The organism is Streptomyces saintjeani (assembly GCF_055409605.1).
Window position 1 is genome coordinate 5,924,995 of sequence record NZ_CP189624.1, and the last position, 12,723, is coordinate 5,937,717.

14 protein-coding genes are annotated in these 12,723 nt (G+C 69.1%); 9 read left to right on the forward strand and 5 right to left on the reverse strand.

What is annotated here, in order from left to right; translation table 11 throughout:
• Nucleotides 1-35: 35 nt before the first annotated feature.
• From ACQCO7_RS27110 to hutH, 3 genes are all read left to right on the forward strand, one after another.
• Nucleotides 36-839 (forward strand): enoyl-CoA hydratase/isomerase family protein, encoded by an 804-nt coding sequence (locus tag ACQCO7_RS27110; protein WP_464074245.1) that lies wholly within the window; start codon nt 36-38, stop codon nt 837-839.
• 169 nt (nt 840-1,008) lie between these two features.
• Nucleotides 1,009-2,160: a GGDEF domain-containing protein gene (locus ACQCO7_RS27115; protein WP_464074246.1), complete on the forward strand. Its 1,152-nt coding sequence runs from the start codon at nt 1,009-1,011 to the stop codon at nt 2,158-2,160.
• Nucleotides 2,161-2,217: 57 nt separating this feature from the next.
• Entirely contained in the window at nt 2,218-3,756 is a 1,539-nt protein-coding gene (hutH, locus tag ACQCO7_RS27120; protein ID WP_464077299.1) for a histidine ammonia-lyase, read from the forward strand.
• A 79-nt stretch (nt 3,757-3,835) separates the two neighbouring features.
• Here the strand turns inward: hutH and ACQCO7_RS27125 are convergent, their stop codons facing one another.
• Together ACQCO7_RS27125 and ACQCO7_RS27130 are read right to left on the reverse strand one after the other, a co-directional pair.
• The gene (locus ACQCO7_RS27125) at nt 3,836-4,615 is read right to left on the reverse strand and encodes a hypothetical protein (protein ID WP_464074247.1); all 780 of its coding nucleotides are present in this window, start codon (nt 4,613-4,615) and stop codon (nt 3,836-3,838) included.
• A gap of 44 nt (nt 4,616-4,659) precedes the next feature.
• Complete coding sequence (locus ACQCO7_RS27130) at nt 4,660-4,953, reverse strand: LAETG motif-containing sortase-dependent surface protein (RefSeq protein ID WP_464074248.1); 294 nt, start codon at nt 4,951-4,953, stop codon at nt 4,660-4,662.
• 108 nt (nt 4,954-5,061) lie between these two features.
• Between ACQCO7_RS27130 and ACQCO7_RS27135 the strand changes: the two genes are divergently transcribed.
• The 4 genes from ACQCO7_RS27135 to ACQCO7_RS27150 all read left to right on the forward strand — a co-directional run bounded on the left by ACQCO7_RS27135 (nt 5,062) and on the right by ACQCO7_RS27150 (nt 9,270).
• Complete coding sequence (locus tag ACQCO7_RS27135; RefSeq protein ID WP_464074249.1) at nt 5,062-5,406, forward strand: hypothetical protein; 345 nt, start codon at nt 5,062-5,064, stop codon at nt 5,404-5,406.
• 252 nt (nt 5,407-5,658) lie between these two features.
• On the forward strand, nt 5,659-6,924 hold the full coding sequence (locus ACQCO7_RS27140) for a L,D-transpeptidase (protein ID WP_464074250.1): 1,266 nt from the start codon (nt 5,659-5,661) through the stop codon (nt 6,922-6,924).
• Nucleotides 6,925-7,071: 147 nt separating this feature from the next.
• Nucleotides 7,072-8,544 (forward strand): ABC transporter permease, encoded by a 1,473-nt coding sequence (locus tag ACQCO7_RS27145; RefSeq protein ID WP_464074251.1) that lies wholly within the window; start codon nt 7,072-7,074, stop codon nt 8,542-8,544.
• A 42-nt stretch (nt 8,545-8,586) separates the two neighbouring features.
• Nucleotides 8,587-9,270, forward strand: a complete 684-nt coding sequence (locus ACQCO7_RS27150; protein WP_464074252.1) for an ABC transporter ATP-binding protein — start codon at nt 8,587-8,589, stop codon at nt 9,268-9,270.
• Nucleotides 9,271-9,293: 23 nt separating this feature from the next.
• On the opposite strand, the gene ACQCO7_RS27155 is transcribed toward ACQCO7_RS27150, so the two are convergent.
• A complete protein-coding gene (locus ACQCO7_RS27155) occupies nt 9,294-9,647 on the reverse strand; it encodes an ATP-binding protein (protein WP_464074253.1) in 354 nt (117 codons plus the stop codon).
• Nucleotides 9,644-9,871, reverse strand: coding sequence for a hypothetical protein (locus ACQCO7_RS27160; protein ID WP_464074254.1), 228 nt, complete (start codon nt 9,869-9,871; stop codon nt 9,644-9,646). The genes ACQCO7_RS27155 and ACQCO7_RS27160 overlap by 4 nt, the downstream gene beginning before the upstream one ends.
• 51 nt (nt 9,872-9,922) lie before the next feature.
• Here ACQCO7_RS27160 and ACQCO7_RS27165 point away from each other — a divergent pair, with 51 nt between their 5' ends.
• Nucleotides 9,923-10,534: a DUF5753 domain-containing protein gene (locus tag ACQCO7_RS27165; RefSeq protein ID WP_464074255.1), complete on the forward strand. Its 612-nt coding sequence runs from the start codon at nt 9,923-9,925 to the stop codon at nt 10,532-10,534.
• Between the two features lie 49 nt (nt 10,535-10,583).
• Here ACQCO7_RS27165 and ACQCO7_RS27170 read toward each other — a convergent pair whose 3' ends face one another.
• Nucleotides 10,584-11,468 carry a helix-turn-helix domain-containing protein gene (locus ACQCO7_RS27170; protein WP_464074256.1) on the reverse strand — a complete coding sequence of 295 codons (885 nt, stop codon included), beginning with the start codon at nt 11,466-11,468 and terminating at the stop codon, nt 10,584-10,586.
• 182 nt (nt 11,469-11,650) lie between these two features.
• Between ACQCO7_RS27170 and ACQCO7_RS27175 the strand changes: the two genes are divergently transcribed.
• Entirely contained in the window at nt 11,651-12,691 is a 1,041-nt protein-coding gene (locus ACQCO7_RS27175) for an NAD(P)-dependent alcohol dehydrogenase (RefSeq protein WP_464074257.1), read from the forward strand.
• Nucleotides 12,692-12,723: the final 32 nt, after the last annotated feature.

The window sequence follows — 12,723 nt, forward strand, 5'->3', positions numbered from 1 at the left end:
TAACCACCGTTAACGACGTGACCCCGGAGGATGCCATGAGCAGCGAGGAACGGTTCGGCGAGCATGTCCTGGTCCGCCGCGACGCCGATGGACATGTGGCGGAGCTGGTCCTGGACCGGCCGAAGGCGATGAACGCGGTGTCGACGGACCTGGCCCGTGCCATCACCGCCGCGTGTAGCTCTCTGGGGGTAGACCCCGAGGTACGGGTCGTGGTCCTCACGTCGTCCAACGACCGTGCGTTCTGCGTAGGCGCCGACCTGAAGGAGCGCAACTCGTTCACGGACGCTGATCTGCGCCTCCAGCGCCCGACGACCCGGGCCGCGTACACGTCGGTCCTCGACCTCCCCGTCCCGGCGATCGCGGCGGTCAACGGGTTCGCGTTGGGGGGCGGCTTCGAACTGGCCCTGTCCTGCGATGTGATCGTGGCGGACAGTACGGCGGTGGTGGGGTTGCCGGAGGTGTCGGTGGGGGTGATCCCGGGGGGCGGGGGTACGCAGTTGCTGCCACGCAGGGTGGGAGCGGCGCGGGCGGCCGAGCTGATCTTCTCGGCGCGGCGCGTGGAGGCTGCGGAGGCAAGGGAGTTGGGGTTGGTGGATGTGCTGGTGGAGGAGGGCGGGGCGAGGGAGGAGGCGCTGGCGTTGGCGACGAGGATGGCCGCGAACTCGCCGGTGGGCCTGAGGGCGGCGAAGAAGGCGCTGCGGCTGGGGCAGGGCCTGGACGTCAGGGCGGGGCTGGAGGTGGAGGACGCGGCGTGGAGGACGGTGGCGTTCTCGGGGGACAGGGCGGAGGGGGTGAGGGCGTTCAACGAGAAGCGGAAGCCGGTATGGCCGGGTGAGTGAGGGACACCCTCAGGGGGTGCCTCTTGGATGCCGGGGCGGATCTCTTTCTTTAGGGGCGCGGGGAACTGCGCGACCAGCCACGATGCGCCCGCACCCCGAATCCCTCAGAACCCCCCACTCGGACCGCCCCGAACCCCCCTTTCGCCCCAAATGTCCCTAGCCTGAACTAATGGGCGACGAAAGACACCTCGCGGCAGTGGTGAAGCTCGCGCAGGGGCTCGCAGCCGCACGCACCCCCAGGGACACCTGGACCGCCGCGGCCACAGGTGCATGCCACGCCCTCGATGGCACCTTCGCAGCCCTCTCCGTCTGGGAACGGGAGCTGGGCCGACTACGGGTACTGGTGAACGTAGGAGACAGAGCCCCGGGCGAGGAGCAGTACCCGGAGTCGGAGTCATACCCGGTCCACCAGTTCCCGGAGATCGCGGAGTTCCTGCACGAACGCTGGGCGACCGGCGGCGAGCCGAACGCGTGGGTGGAAACGGCGGAGGGCCCGACAGGCGGCACCCCGGGCTACGTACACCAACGCGTCGCGGCGCTACGGCGTAGAGGCCGGGGCTCCTGCGTGGTCGCCCCGATCGTCCTGAACGGCAGAGCGTGGGGTGAGCTGTACGTCGCGAGACCGACACAGGTACCCCCCTTCGAGCGCGCGGACGCGGACTTCGCGACGGTGCTGGCGTCGGTCGTGGCGGCGGGCCTGGCGCAGACGGAACGCCTGGAGGAGGCCCGCCGCCTCGCGTTCACGGACGCGCTGACGGGCCTCGCGAACCGCAGAGCCGTGGACGTCCGCCTGGACGAGGCGATCGAGGAGCACCGCGAGGGGGGCACGACGGTCAGCCTCGTCGTCTGCGACCTGAACGGCCTGAAGAAGGTGAACGACACACAGGGCCACGCGGCGGGTGACCGCCTGCTGGAGCGGTTCGGCTCGATCCTGTCCCTCTGCGGAGCCATGCTCCCGGGCGCGCTGGCGGCACGCCTCGGCGGTGACGAGTTCTGCCTCCTCGCGGTGGGCCCGACGGCGGACGAGGTCGTGTCGGCGGCGGCCGAACTGTGCCGCAGGGCGGGCGAGTTGGACCTCGGCGAGGGCGTGGCCTGCGGCGTCGCGTCCACGGCGGACCCGATCGGCCCGATCCGTACGGCCCGGCGCCTCTTCCGGCTCGCGGACGCGGCCCAGTACCGGGCGAAGGCGGAACGCGCGGGATATCCGGTGGTCGCGGGCCGCAAGGGCCCCGAGGACCCCGTAGTACTTCTGGCGGACACCCCACCCCCTACCGGCGCCGAACGCCGCCGCTTCCGGGGCGACCGCACCGGTAAGGGGTGAAACGGGGCTCCGATGGTGACAGCGTCCTCTTCAATGCGTACGCTCCTGAATATGGATATGCACACTGTGGTGGTGGGGACCTCCGGGGTCACCGCGTCCGACGTTCTCGCCGTGGCCCGGGGCGGAGCCCGGATCGAGCTGTCGGCCGAGGCGGTCGCGGCGCTCGCGGCGGCGCGGGAGATCGTGGACGCGCTGGCGGCCAAGCCGGAGCCGGTCTACGGGGTGTCCACCGGGTTCGGCGCGCTGGCCTCCCGGCACATCGGGCAGGAGCTGCGCACCCAGCTCCAGCGCAACATCGTCCGCTCGCACGCCGCCGGGATGGGCCCGCACGTGGAGCGGGAGGTCGTCCGGGCGCTGATGTTCCTGCGGCTGAAGACGGTCTGCTCGGGTCATACCGGAGTACGACCCGAGGTCGCGCAGACCATGGCCGACATCCTGAACGCGGGTATTACCCCGGTAGTCCACGAGTACGGCTCCCTCGGCTGCTCCGGCGACCTCGCCCCCCTCTCGCACTGCGCCCTGACCCTCATGGGCGAGGGCGACGCGGAGGGCCCCGACGGCACCGTACGCCCGGCCGCCGAGCTGCTCGCGGCGCACGGTATTACGCCTGTGGAGCTACGCGAGAAGGAGGGCCTCGCGCTTCTCAACGGCACCGACGGCATGCTCGGCATGCTGCTGATGGCGCTCGCCGACCTCGACGCCCTCTACAAGGCCGCCGACATCACCGCGGCCCTCTCCCTGGAGGCGCTCCTCGGCTCCGCGAAGGTCCTCGCGCCCGAGCTGCACGCGATCCGCCCGCACCCCGGCCAGGGCGACTCGGCCGCCAACATGCTTGCCGTACTGGACGGTTCGGAGCTGACCGGGCACCACCAGGACGACGCGCCGCGCGTCCAGGACGCGTACTCCGTGCGCTGTGCTCCGCAGGTCGCCGGGGCCGGGCGGGACACGATCGCGCACGCGCGGCTCGTGGCGGAACGGGAGTTGGCGTCCGCCGTCGACAACCCCGTGGTCCTCCCGGACGGCAGGGTCGAGTCCAACGGCAACTTCCACGGGGCGCCGGTCGCCTACGTGCTCGACTTCCTCGCCATCGCCGCCGCCGACCTCGCGTCCATCGCCGAGCGGCGCACCGACCGGCTGCTCGACAAGAACCGCAGCCACGGGCTGCCGCCGTTCCTCGCGGACGACGCCGGCGTCGACTCCGGGCTGATGATCGCCCAGTACACGCAGGCGGCGCTGGTCAGCGAGCTGAAGCGGCTCGCCGTGCCGGCGTCCGCCGACTCCATCCCGTCCTCGGCGATGCAGGAGGACCACGTGTCGATGGGGTGGTCGGCGGCGCGCAAGCTGCGGACGGCCGTCGACAATCTGACGCGGGTGCTGGCGGTGGAGCTGTACGCGGCGACGCGGGCGGTGGAGCTGCGTGAGGGTCTCGCGCCGGCACCCGCGACGCGGGCCGTCGTCAGCGCCGTCCGTGCGGCGGGTGTCCAGGGTCCGGGACCGGACCGGTTCCTCGCGCCGGATCTCGCTGCGGCGGACGCGTTCGTGCGGAGCGGGGGGCTCGTGGAGGCGGTGGAGAAGGTGACGGGGGCGCTGCGGTAGGGGGTTGCGCAAAGGGTTGGGGCCCCTGTCCCTCGTACGTATGAGGGACAGGGGCCCGTAATACCCGGGTACTACCCGGTTACTTCAGCTTGGCGAGCTGGGCCGTGACGACGGCCGGGGGGTTCATCGGCATCTTGCCGTCGCCCGCGAAGGCGGAGAAGTTGATCGTGTAGAAGGTGGCGACCGTGTTGCCCTTGCGGATCACCTCGCCGTGGACGGTGGCGGTCTCGCCGTCCACGTCCACGGTCTCGACGAAGGCCAGGGCCTCGTCACCGCCGCCGGTGCCCTTCTCCGCGGCGACCTTGGTGATCTTGCTGGCCTCGCCGTCGGTGGTCGAGGTGTAGCCGGTCGCGCAGGCCGTGATGCTGTCGGAGACCGACTTCATGGCCTTCTGGGCGCCGTCACCGTCGTACGAGGACAGGCCCACGAGCGTGCGGGTGGCGTCGAGCAGCGCGGCGGCGTCGAGGCTGCCGGAGGTCGGCGGCTTCTTGTCCTCCTTGAGGGAGTTGCTGACGCCGACGGTGGTGTCACCCGGAGGCAGGGCCAGCGAGGACCAGACCAGCGGTCCGCACGCCGCCTTGTCGAGCTTCGCCTCGGTCTTGGCCTTCGGCACGAGACCCTCGGTCGCCTCGACCGTGTAGCCGGTGGCGTCCCCCGCCGCCAGCAGCAGCTTCTTCAGCTCCTCGGCCGTGGACGCCTTCGCCGCAGGCGCCGCAGCGGCCGTCGGCGTCGCCTTGGCGTCCGCCGCTGTGTCCTTCTTGCCCTCGTCCGAATCCGACGAGCAGCCCGTGATGAATGCGAGCGAGAGCGCGCTCGCGGCGGCCGTCATGGACAGCCGCACCCCCCAGGAACGGTTCATGACGCGAACTATGAAGTTAAAGCCAAGTAACAGTCAAATTCGGCTCAAAAATCCAGGCGTTCCCGGCGAACCGAATAAAGCACGAATCCCGCACCCAAGGTGAGGAAAGCACTCCCACCGACGATGTACGGCGTCGTATCGAAACTCCCCGTGTCGGCGAGCTGTGCGCCGGAGGAATCGGCGGCGGGTACGGCGCGCGCCTGCTGGGAGGCGCTGTGCGTCGTCGGCGGCTGTGGGGTGGTGGCCGTATCGGCCTTGGCGGACGGGACGAACCACAGGGCGCACAGGAGGGTCCCCGCGGCGGTGGCGGTCAGCAGGGGGCGGCGGGCGGAGGACACGGAATATCGATCTCCTTGTGCGCTGGAGAATGTGGCCGTGGGGGCGAGCTTAGTGAAAGGCGAGGGTCACGGGAAAGTCACGGAGGAGAGAGATCGTACGCTCCCGGCATGAGCACTGAAGAAACCTCGCGCTTTGTCCGCCTTCGCGTGGATATCGTGCTGGAACTCGATGACGAAGGCGCCGTGACGAGCGCCGCGCTGGAGCGGCTCGCGGCGGATCCGGAGCTTCCGGAAGCCGAGCGCGCGCACGCCGAGAGCGCTGTGACGGAAGACACCGCTGAGGCGCTCGCTTATCTCGTCGACCCGTTCGGCCTGGTCAGCGGGGTGCCGGGAGCGGAGCTCGTACAGGCATCCTGGTCCACCGAGCGCATCGAGTACGACCCCGATTCGCCTGAATGGGACCTCGACGAGGATGATGACGAGGAGGACGACGCCATGGACCGTAACGGTTGAGCGTCCTGGGGAACCAGTGAAACCCGCGGCCCCGGACGGAAACCGCGTCCGGGGTTTCGTCGTCTCAGGCAGTACGCGGGCCACCGCCGCCCCGGCGCCGTGTCGCCCGCATGACGACGTGGCGATGCCCACATGACGGGAACATGTGGAACGTGGAGCGGCAGTCAGCGCGTTGAATAGGCAAGAGGGCCCCGGGGATTGGGGAATCCTCGGGGAAACGGGGACGTCCGGGTTCCGGGTAATCGGCAACGTATGGAGAAGCGAGTGATAGCGAACAGTAAGCGGCGCAAGGGTCTACGGGCCGCGTCCGTACTGCTCGGGGGGGTCCTGGTGCTCTCCGCGTGTTCCGGTGGCGACGACGACGCCTCCGGCAGCGGGAGCGGCGAGTCCTCGCAGGCCAAGGCCGACGAGGCGGCGGCCCAGAAGGCGTCCGTGGCGGACATCAAGATCACGCCCGCGGACGGCTCCGCCAACGCCTCCATCAACAACTCCGCGGCCGTCACGGTCAGCAAGGGCACGCTCACGGCGGTCACGATGACCGCGTCCGACGGTACGGCCGTCAAGGGCGCGCTCTCCGCCGACAAGCTGACCTGGAAGCCGAGCATCCAGCTGGAGCGCTCGACGACGTACAAGGTCGCTGCCGAGGCCAAGGACTCCGAGGGCCGCGTCGCCCACGAGAACGGGTCGTTCACGACCGTCTCCCCGGCCAACAGCTTCATCGGCAACTTCACGCCGGACGACGGCTCCACGGTCGGCGTCGGCATGCCCGTCTCGATCAACTTCAACAAGTCGATCGCGAACAAGGCCGCCGTCCAGAAGGGCATCACGGTCACCTCCAGCAGCGGTCAGGAGATCGTCGGCCACTGGTTCGGCGCCAACCGCCTCGACTTCCGCCCCGAGCAGTACTGGACGGAGAACTCCACCGTCACGCTGAAGCTCGCGCTCGACGGGGTCGAGGGCGCGCCGGGCGTCGTGGGCGTCCAGCAGAAGACCGTCACCTTCAAGATCGGCCGCAACCAGGTCAGTTACGTCGACGCGAAGACCAAGCAGATGAAGGTCACGCAGGACGGCAAGACCATCAAGACCATCCCGATCTCCGCCGGTTCGCCCGACAACAAGACGTACGAGGGCACGATGGTGATGTCGGAGAAGTTCAAGGAGACGCGCATGAACGGCGCGACCGTGGGCTTCACCGACGACGACGGCAAGGGCGAGTACGACATCAAGGACGTGCCGCACGCCATCCGGCTGACCAACTCCGGGACGTTCATCCACGGCAACTACTGGGGTGCGAAGTCCATCTTCGGCAGCACCAACACCAGTCACGGGTGTGTGGGTCTTTCGGACACGAAGGGTGCCAACGACACGGGGACGGCGGGGTACTGGTTCTACACGAACTCGATCGTCGGTGACGTCGTGGTGGTGCAGAACACGGGTGACAAGACCGTCGCGCCGGACAACGGGCTGAACGGCTGGAACATGAGCTGGGCGGACTGGAAGGCCGGGTCCGCCGCCTGACGATCTGTCATACGGCTTGATCGATGCCGCCTCCCTCACCGGGGGCGGCATCGGTGTTTTACCGGGACTTGGGCTCACAGCGCCTTCTCATGCCGCTCTTATGCGCGGCTTATCGAGTCATCACATGCCGTCCATACCTTGCGGCGCATGTTCTTCACCTACCTGAGGCGCGAGCTGCGCCGCCGCAGAAAAGCGGCCCTCGTCGTCGCCTCCGGGCTCGCGCTGGGTATCGCGCTGGTCATCGTGGTCAACTCCGTGTCCTCCGGCATGGGGAAGGCCCAGGACAAGGTCCTCCAGTCGCTGTACGGCCTCGGCACGGACATGACCGTCACCAAGGCGGCGGCTGCCGGCGGCACCGGCGCCGGGCGGCCCCGCTTCCAGTTCGACGCGCAGAACGGTGACAGCGATACGCAGCAGAGCAGCGATGTCGTGATGGTGCGGGGGTTCCAGACGCTGGCGACCTCGACCGTGACGCAGGTCGGGAAGCAGGGCGGTGTCGCCGACGCGGTGGGTGGGCTCAGCCTCCAAGTCATCAAGGTGGACGGGCAGTTCACGCGGGGGCAGTTCCAGCAGAACGGGGGCGGGGGCGGTACGGGGGGCGGTCGCGGCGGTTCTGGTGGCCAGCCGCAGGGTGAAGTCCAGGGCGGGGGCGCCAACTTCGACGTCAACAACTACTCCGTGTACGGAACCGACGTCGCCAAGCCCGAGTTGGGGCCGCTGACCTCCTCGAAGATCACCAGCGGGCGGACGTTCAAGACCTCCGAGACCGACGCGAAGGTCGCCGTCGTCGACGCGTCGTACGCCAAGGAGAAGTCCCTCAAGGTCGGTTCGACCGTCACCATCAAGACCGCCAAGTTCTCCGTCATCGGCATCGCGACCGCCGACAGCGGTGACTCCGCGGCCAACCTGTACGTCCCCCTCGCCCAGGCGCAGACCCTCGCCGACGCGAAGGACAAGGTCACCACGATCTATGTCAAGGCCACCGACTCCCAGCAGATCGACGGCGTCAAGTCGACGATCCAGAAGAACATTTCTGGGACGACGGTGACGACGTCGGCGGATCTCGCGGACACGGTGTCGGGGTCGCTGTCGACGGCGTCCTCCCTCGCGACGAACGTCGGCAAGTGGCTGTCGATCGCGGTGCTCGTCGCGGCGTTCCTGGTCGCCGGGTTGCTGACCTCCTCCGCTGTCTCTCGCCGGGTGCGGGAGTTCGGCACGCTCAAGGCGCTCGGCTGGAAGTCGGGGCGGGTGACGCGGCAGGTGATCGGCGAGGCGATGGTGAACGGGCTGCTCGGGGGTGCGCTCGGTATCGCGCTGGGGCTTGCGGGGGCGTACGCCGTGACGGCCATCAGCCCTACGTTGCAAGCCCAGTTGGGCGGGGGCAGCGGGGGCGGCGGCGGTTTCGGTGGCGGCGGGGGCGGTGGTGGCTTCGGGGGCGGCGGTCCCGGACGTACGGCCGCTGCGCGCACCCTCGACGTCGCCCTGACGGCGCCGGTCAGCGTCTCGACGGTCGCGTTGGCCGTGGGGCTCGCGGTGGCCGGTGGGCTCGTCGCCGGGGCGTTCGGGGGCTGGCGGGCGTCCCGTCTGCGTCCCGCCGACGCGCTGCGCCGTGTCGAGTAGTTGGCCCTGACCCCCGTATCTCACCGAGGAGTTGCTCACCCCATGTACGAACTCAGAAACGTCACCAAGCGCTACACGCGGGGCAAGGACGCCGTACTCGCCCTGGACAACGTCGACTTGACGATCCCGGACGGCGACCGCCTGGTCATCCAGGGGCCCACCGGCGGCGGCAAGTCCACGCTGCTCCAGATGATCGGCGGCCTCGACCGTCCCACCTCCGGTGAAGTCGTCCTGGACGGCACGGACCTGGCGAAGCTCTCCGAGTCCAGGCTGACGAAGGTCCGCAGCGAGAACATCGGCTTCGTGTTCCAGTCGTTCAACCTCATCCCGACGCTGACGGCTCAGGAGAACGTGGAAACGGCGTTGGTACCGCTGGGCCTGAAGGTCAAGGAACGCCGCCAACGGGCCGCCGAGGCGCTGGAGTCGGTGGGGCTGGGGGAGCGACTGGCCCACCTTCCCTCGGAGATGTCCGGCGGCCAGCAGCAACGCGTGGCGATAGCAAGGGCGTTGGTGAAGAAGCCGAAGGTGTTGCTGGCCGACGAGCCCACCGGCAACCTCGACGAAAGCATGCGCGACGAGATCATGGACGTGCTGGTGACGCTGTGGAAGGAGCACGGCCTGACCTTCATCATGGTCACGCATGACTCGTCGATCGCGAAGAAGGCGCCTCGTCTGGTGACGATCAGGAAGGGGCGGATCACGGTGACGGAGAAGGCGACGTCCTGACGCCGCCTCCCTCGACGTCGTCGTCACACGTCGCTGACCTCGCACCACACGGTCTTGCGGCCGGCCGCCCATTCCACGCCCCAACGCCGGGCGAGGGCGGTGAGGAGGGCGAGGCCCCGGCCCGACTCGTCGTCCGTGGTGGCCTGTTGGAGTATCGGCAGGGTGTTGGGGGCGGGGTCCGTGACCTCGACTCGGGTGTGGCCGTGGGGTGTTGGGAGGACGCGGATCGTCACGGGGGTGCCGTCGCCGACATGGTCGATCACGTTCGTGATCAGTTCCGTCGCGCACAGGCGGACGTCGTACGAGTGCTCGCGGAGGCGGTGCCGGAGATCCGGGACCGCCTCCGGCGTTGCCAACAGGCTGTGCTCGAAGCTCACTTGGGCGCGGCCTCGCGGAGGATGGCCGCGAGGGCCAGGGCGGTGGTGGTGGGGCAGTTGCCGAGGGAGAGGAGGTTGAGGGGCGGGTTGTAGCGGCTGGCGTAACTGACGATGTCCAGGCCGAGGGAGGGGAACTGGAGGTTGTGGAGGGCGAGGGCCTGGCGGAGTACCTCAGCGACATCGAGCGAGGGGAGCGGACCATGCCGATCGAGTTGGCACGGCACGTGGACCAACGGCTTGGTACGGATGGGTACTTCGGGCGGAACTGTGAGGATGTGCGGAAGGCGCGGAAGTCCGGGCATGCCGCGTACTTCACCGACGTACTGGCGATGGAGAAACGGGCACGGGAGACGGCGGCCTGGGAGCCGATGCTGATTCCGGGGCCGCTTCAACTGGAGCCGTACATCAGGGCGGTGGTGCTGGCGGCTCACCCCAACGAGAGTGAGGAGTCCCTCGCCGCGAAGGTCGCCGACCGGCGCGAGCGGGCCTGGCTGTACGAGGGCAGGAGCTCGCCCGAGAGCTGGGTCGTCCTGCACGAGTCGATCCTGTGCGAACCCCTTCTGCCGCCGAGCGAGATGGCGGACCAACTCGCCCACGTCGTCGAGGTGTTGAGCAAACGCCGGGTCCAGCCCCAAGTGATGCCGAGGAACGCGGGCGTCGTCCCCTTCGCGATGGGCTCGACGAAGTTCATGACCTTCCCCGACGCCCCTCCGGCGCTGTACACGGAGGGCATGTACAGCGGCCAGTTGATCGACGATCCCCAACTCGTACAGCACTACTCGAAGGCATACGTCCGCCTCAGGTCTGCTGCGTACGACCCCAGAACGTCCCTGAAGATGATCGAACGGGCGGCCGAGGACTACCGCGTCGGCAAGCTTCCGGCGTGACTTGCGTACAGCCGCGACACGCGGATCCACGCCACCCCGGCCCCCCAGCTCAGGCCCGTTCCACCCGAGTTGCGTCCGCCCCCCAGCTCGCCAGCAGCCGTAGCGCCTCCGCGCTGGAGGAGTCCGGCTCCGCGTGGTACGTCACCAAGGTCTGCTCAGGGTCCGCCCCCAGGCTGAACCCCTCGAAGGACAGGGTGAGTTCGCCGACCAGCGGATGGTTCAGGCGTTTCACGCCGTTCTTCTTCTGCTTGACGTCATGCGCGGCCCACAGCCGGCGGAACTCCTCGCTCTTGACGGAGAGTTCGCCGACGAGGGCGGAGAGGCGGGGGTCGTCGGGATAGCAGCCGGCCTCCCAGCGAAGGGTGGCGACGATGTCGCTCGCCTTCTCCTCCCACGGCGTGAACAGGTCCCGGTAGTCGGGGCGCAGGAAGGTCAGGCGGGCCCAGTTCCGCTCGGCGGCGGGCAGTTCGGACCAGTCGCCGAAGAGGGCCGCGGCGAGCCGGTTCCACGCGAGGATCTCGGAACGCCGCCCGATGATGTACGCGGGGACACCGTCCATGGCGGTGAGGAGATGGTGCAGGGAGACACGGACCTGCTGAGGCCGGCCACCCCCCGCCTTCTTCTTGTGCTGCTTCGGCTTCGCGAGGTGCATGAGGTGCGCGTGCTCGGCCTCGGTGAGCCGCAGCGTCCGCGCGATCGAGTCGAGGATCTCCGCCGAGACGTTGCGCCCGTTGCCCTGCTCAAGACGCGTGTAGTACGCGACGGACACCCCGGCGAGCTGCGCCAGCTCCTCCCGCCGCAGCCCCGGCACCCGCCGGTGCCGCCCGAACCCCGACAGCCCCACGTCCTCCGGCTTCAGCCGGGCTCGCCGGGTCCGCAGAAACTCACTCAGCTCGGCCCGCCGGTCCAGCCCTGTCGGCAGCTCCTCGTCCATACACCCAGTATCGGTCACACCGCACCGTCGTACGTTCCTGATCCTGTCCCCGCCAGTAGTACGACCAGTGGACGTAGGCAGAGCTGTGACCTGGGTGAATGCTCGACACCGTGGCAAGGTGGAGGACGTGCCCGGCCCGAAGGCAGGCCGGGACGCACCCCCCCCGCTAGGAGAACCTCGGCATGACCACCGTCGCCGCGTACGCCGCACCCGCCGCCAAGGCCCCGCTCGCCCGCACCACCATCGAGCGCCGCCCGGTCGGCGAGTTCGACGTCCAGATCGACATCAAGTTCGCCGGAATCTGTCACTCCGACATCCACCAGGCCCGCGAAGGCTGGGGCACCGCCATCTTCCCGATGGTCCCGGGCCACGAGATCGCCGGCGTCGTCTCCGAGGTCGGCCCCGGCGTCACGAAGTACCAGGTCGGCGACCGGGTCGGCGTCGGCTGCATGGTCGACTCGTGCGGCGAGTGCGAGAACTGCCAGGCCGGCGTCGAGCAGTTCTGCACGCAGGGCAACGTCGGCACGTACAACGCCATCGGCAAGGACGGCGAGCCCACGTACGGCGGCTACTCGCAGCAGGTCGTCGTCACGGAGGGCTTCGTCGTCCGCATCCCCGACGGCCTCGCGCTCGACGTCGCCGCGCCGCTGCTGTGCGCCGGCATCACCACGTACTCCCCGCTGAAGCACTGGGGCGCGGGCCCCGGCAAGAAGGTCGCCGTCATCGGTCTCGGCGGGCTCGGCCACATGGCCGTCAAGATCGGTGCCGCGCTCGGCGCCGAGGTCACGGTCCTCTCGCAGACCCTCAGCAAGAAGGACGACGGCCTCAAGCTCGGCGCCACGCACTACTACGCGACCAGCGACGCCGACACGTTCAAGCAGCTCGACGGCACTTTCGACCTGATCATCTCGACGGTCTCGGCGCCGCTGAACTTCGGCGCCTACCTCTCCCTCCTCAAGACCGGCGGCGCGCTCGTCAACGTCGGCGCCCCCGAGGAGCCCATCTCCCTCAACCTCTTCTCCCTCATCGGCGGCAACAAGACCCTCGCCGGTTCGATGATCGGCGGCATCGCCGAGACCCAGGAGATGCTCGACTTCTGCGCCGAGCACAACCTGGGCTCCGAGATCGAGCTGATCTCGGCGGAGGAGATCAACGACGCGTACGAGCGGGTCGTGAACAGCGATGTCCGGTACCGGTTCGTGATCGACGCGGCGACGATCTGACCCTGACGGTCGTACGACGCTGAGGCTGGTCC

Coding starts and splice junctions, on each gene's coding strand:
- ACQCO7_RS27110 (WP_464074245.1), top strand. CDS start 36: ATGAGCAGCGAGGAACGGTTCGGCGAGCATGTCCTGGTCCGCCGCGAC.
- ACQCO7_RS27115 (WP_464074246.1), top strand. CDS start 1,009: ATGGGCGACGAAAGACACCTCGCGGCAGTGGTGAAGCTCGCGCAGGGG.
- hutH (WP_464077299.1), top strand. CDS start 2,218: ATGCACACTGTGGTGGTGGGGACCTCCGGGGTCACCGCGTCCGACGTT.
- ACQCO7_RS27125 (WP_464074247.1), bottom strand. CDS start 4,615: ATGAACCGTTCCTGGGGGGTGCGGCTGTCCATGACGGCCGCCGCGAGC.
- ACQCO7_RS27135 (WP_464074249.1), top strand. CDS start 5,062: ATGAGCACTGAAGAAACCTCGCGCTTTGTCCGCCTTCGCGTGGATATC.
- ACQCO7_RS27140 (WP_464074250.1), top strand. CDS start 5,659: ATGGAGAAGCGAGTGATAGCGAACAGTAAGCGGCGCAAGGGTCTACGG.
- ACQCO7_RS27145 (WP_464074251.1), top strand. CDS start 7,072: ATGTTCTTCACCTACCTGAGGCGCGAGCTGCGCCGCCGCAGAAAAGCG.
- ACQCO7_RS27150 (WP_464074252.1), top strand. CDS start 8,587: ATGTACGAACTCAGAAACGTCACCAAGCGCTACACGCGGGGCAAGGAC.
- ACQCO7_RS27170 (WP_464074256.1), bottom strand. CDS start 11,468: ATGGACGAGGAGCTGCCGACAGGGCTGGACCGGCGGGCCGAGCTGAGT.
- ACQCO7_RS27175 (WP_464074257.1), top strand. CDS start 11,651: ATGACCACCGTCGCCGCGTACGCCGCACCCGCCGCCAAGGCCCCGCTC.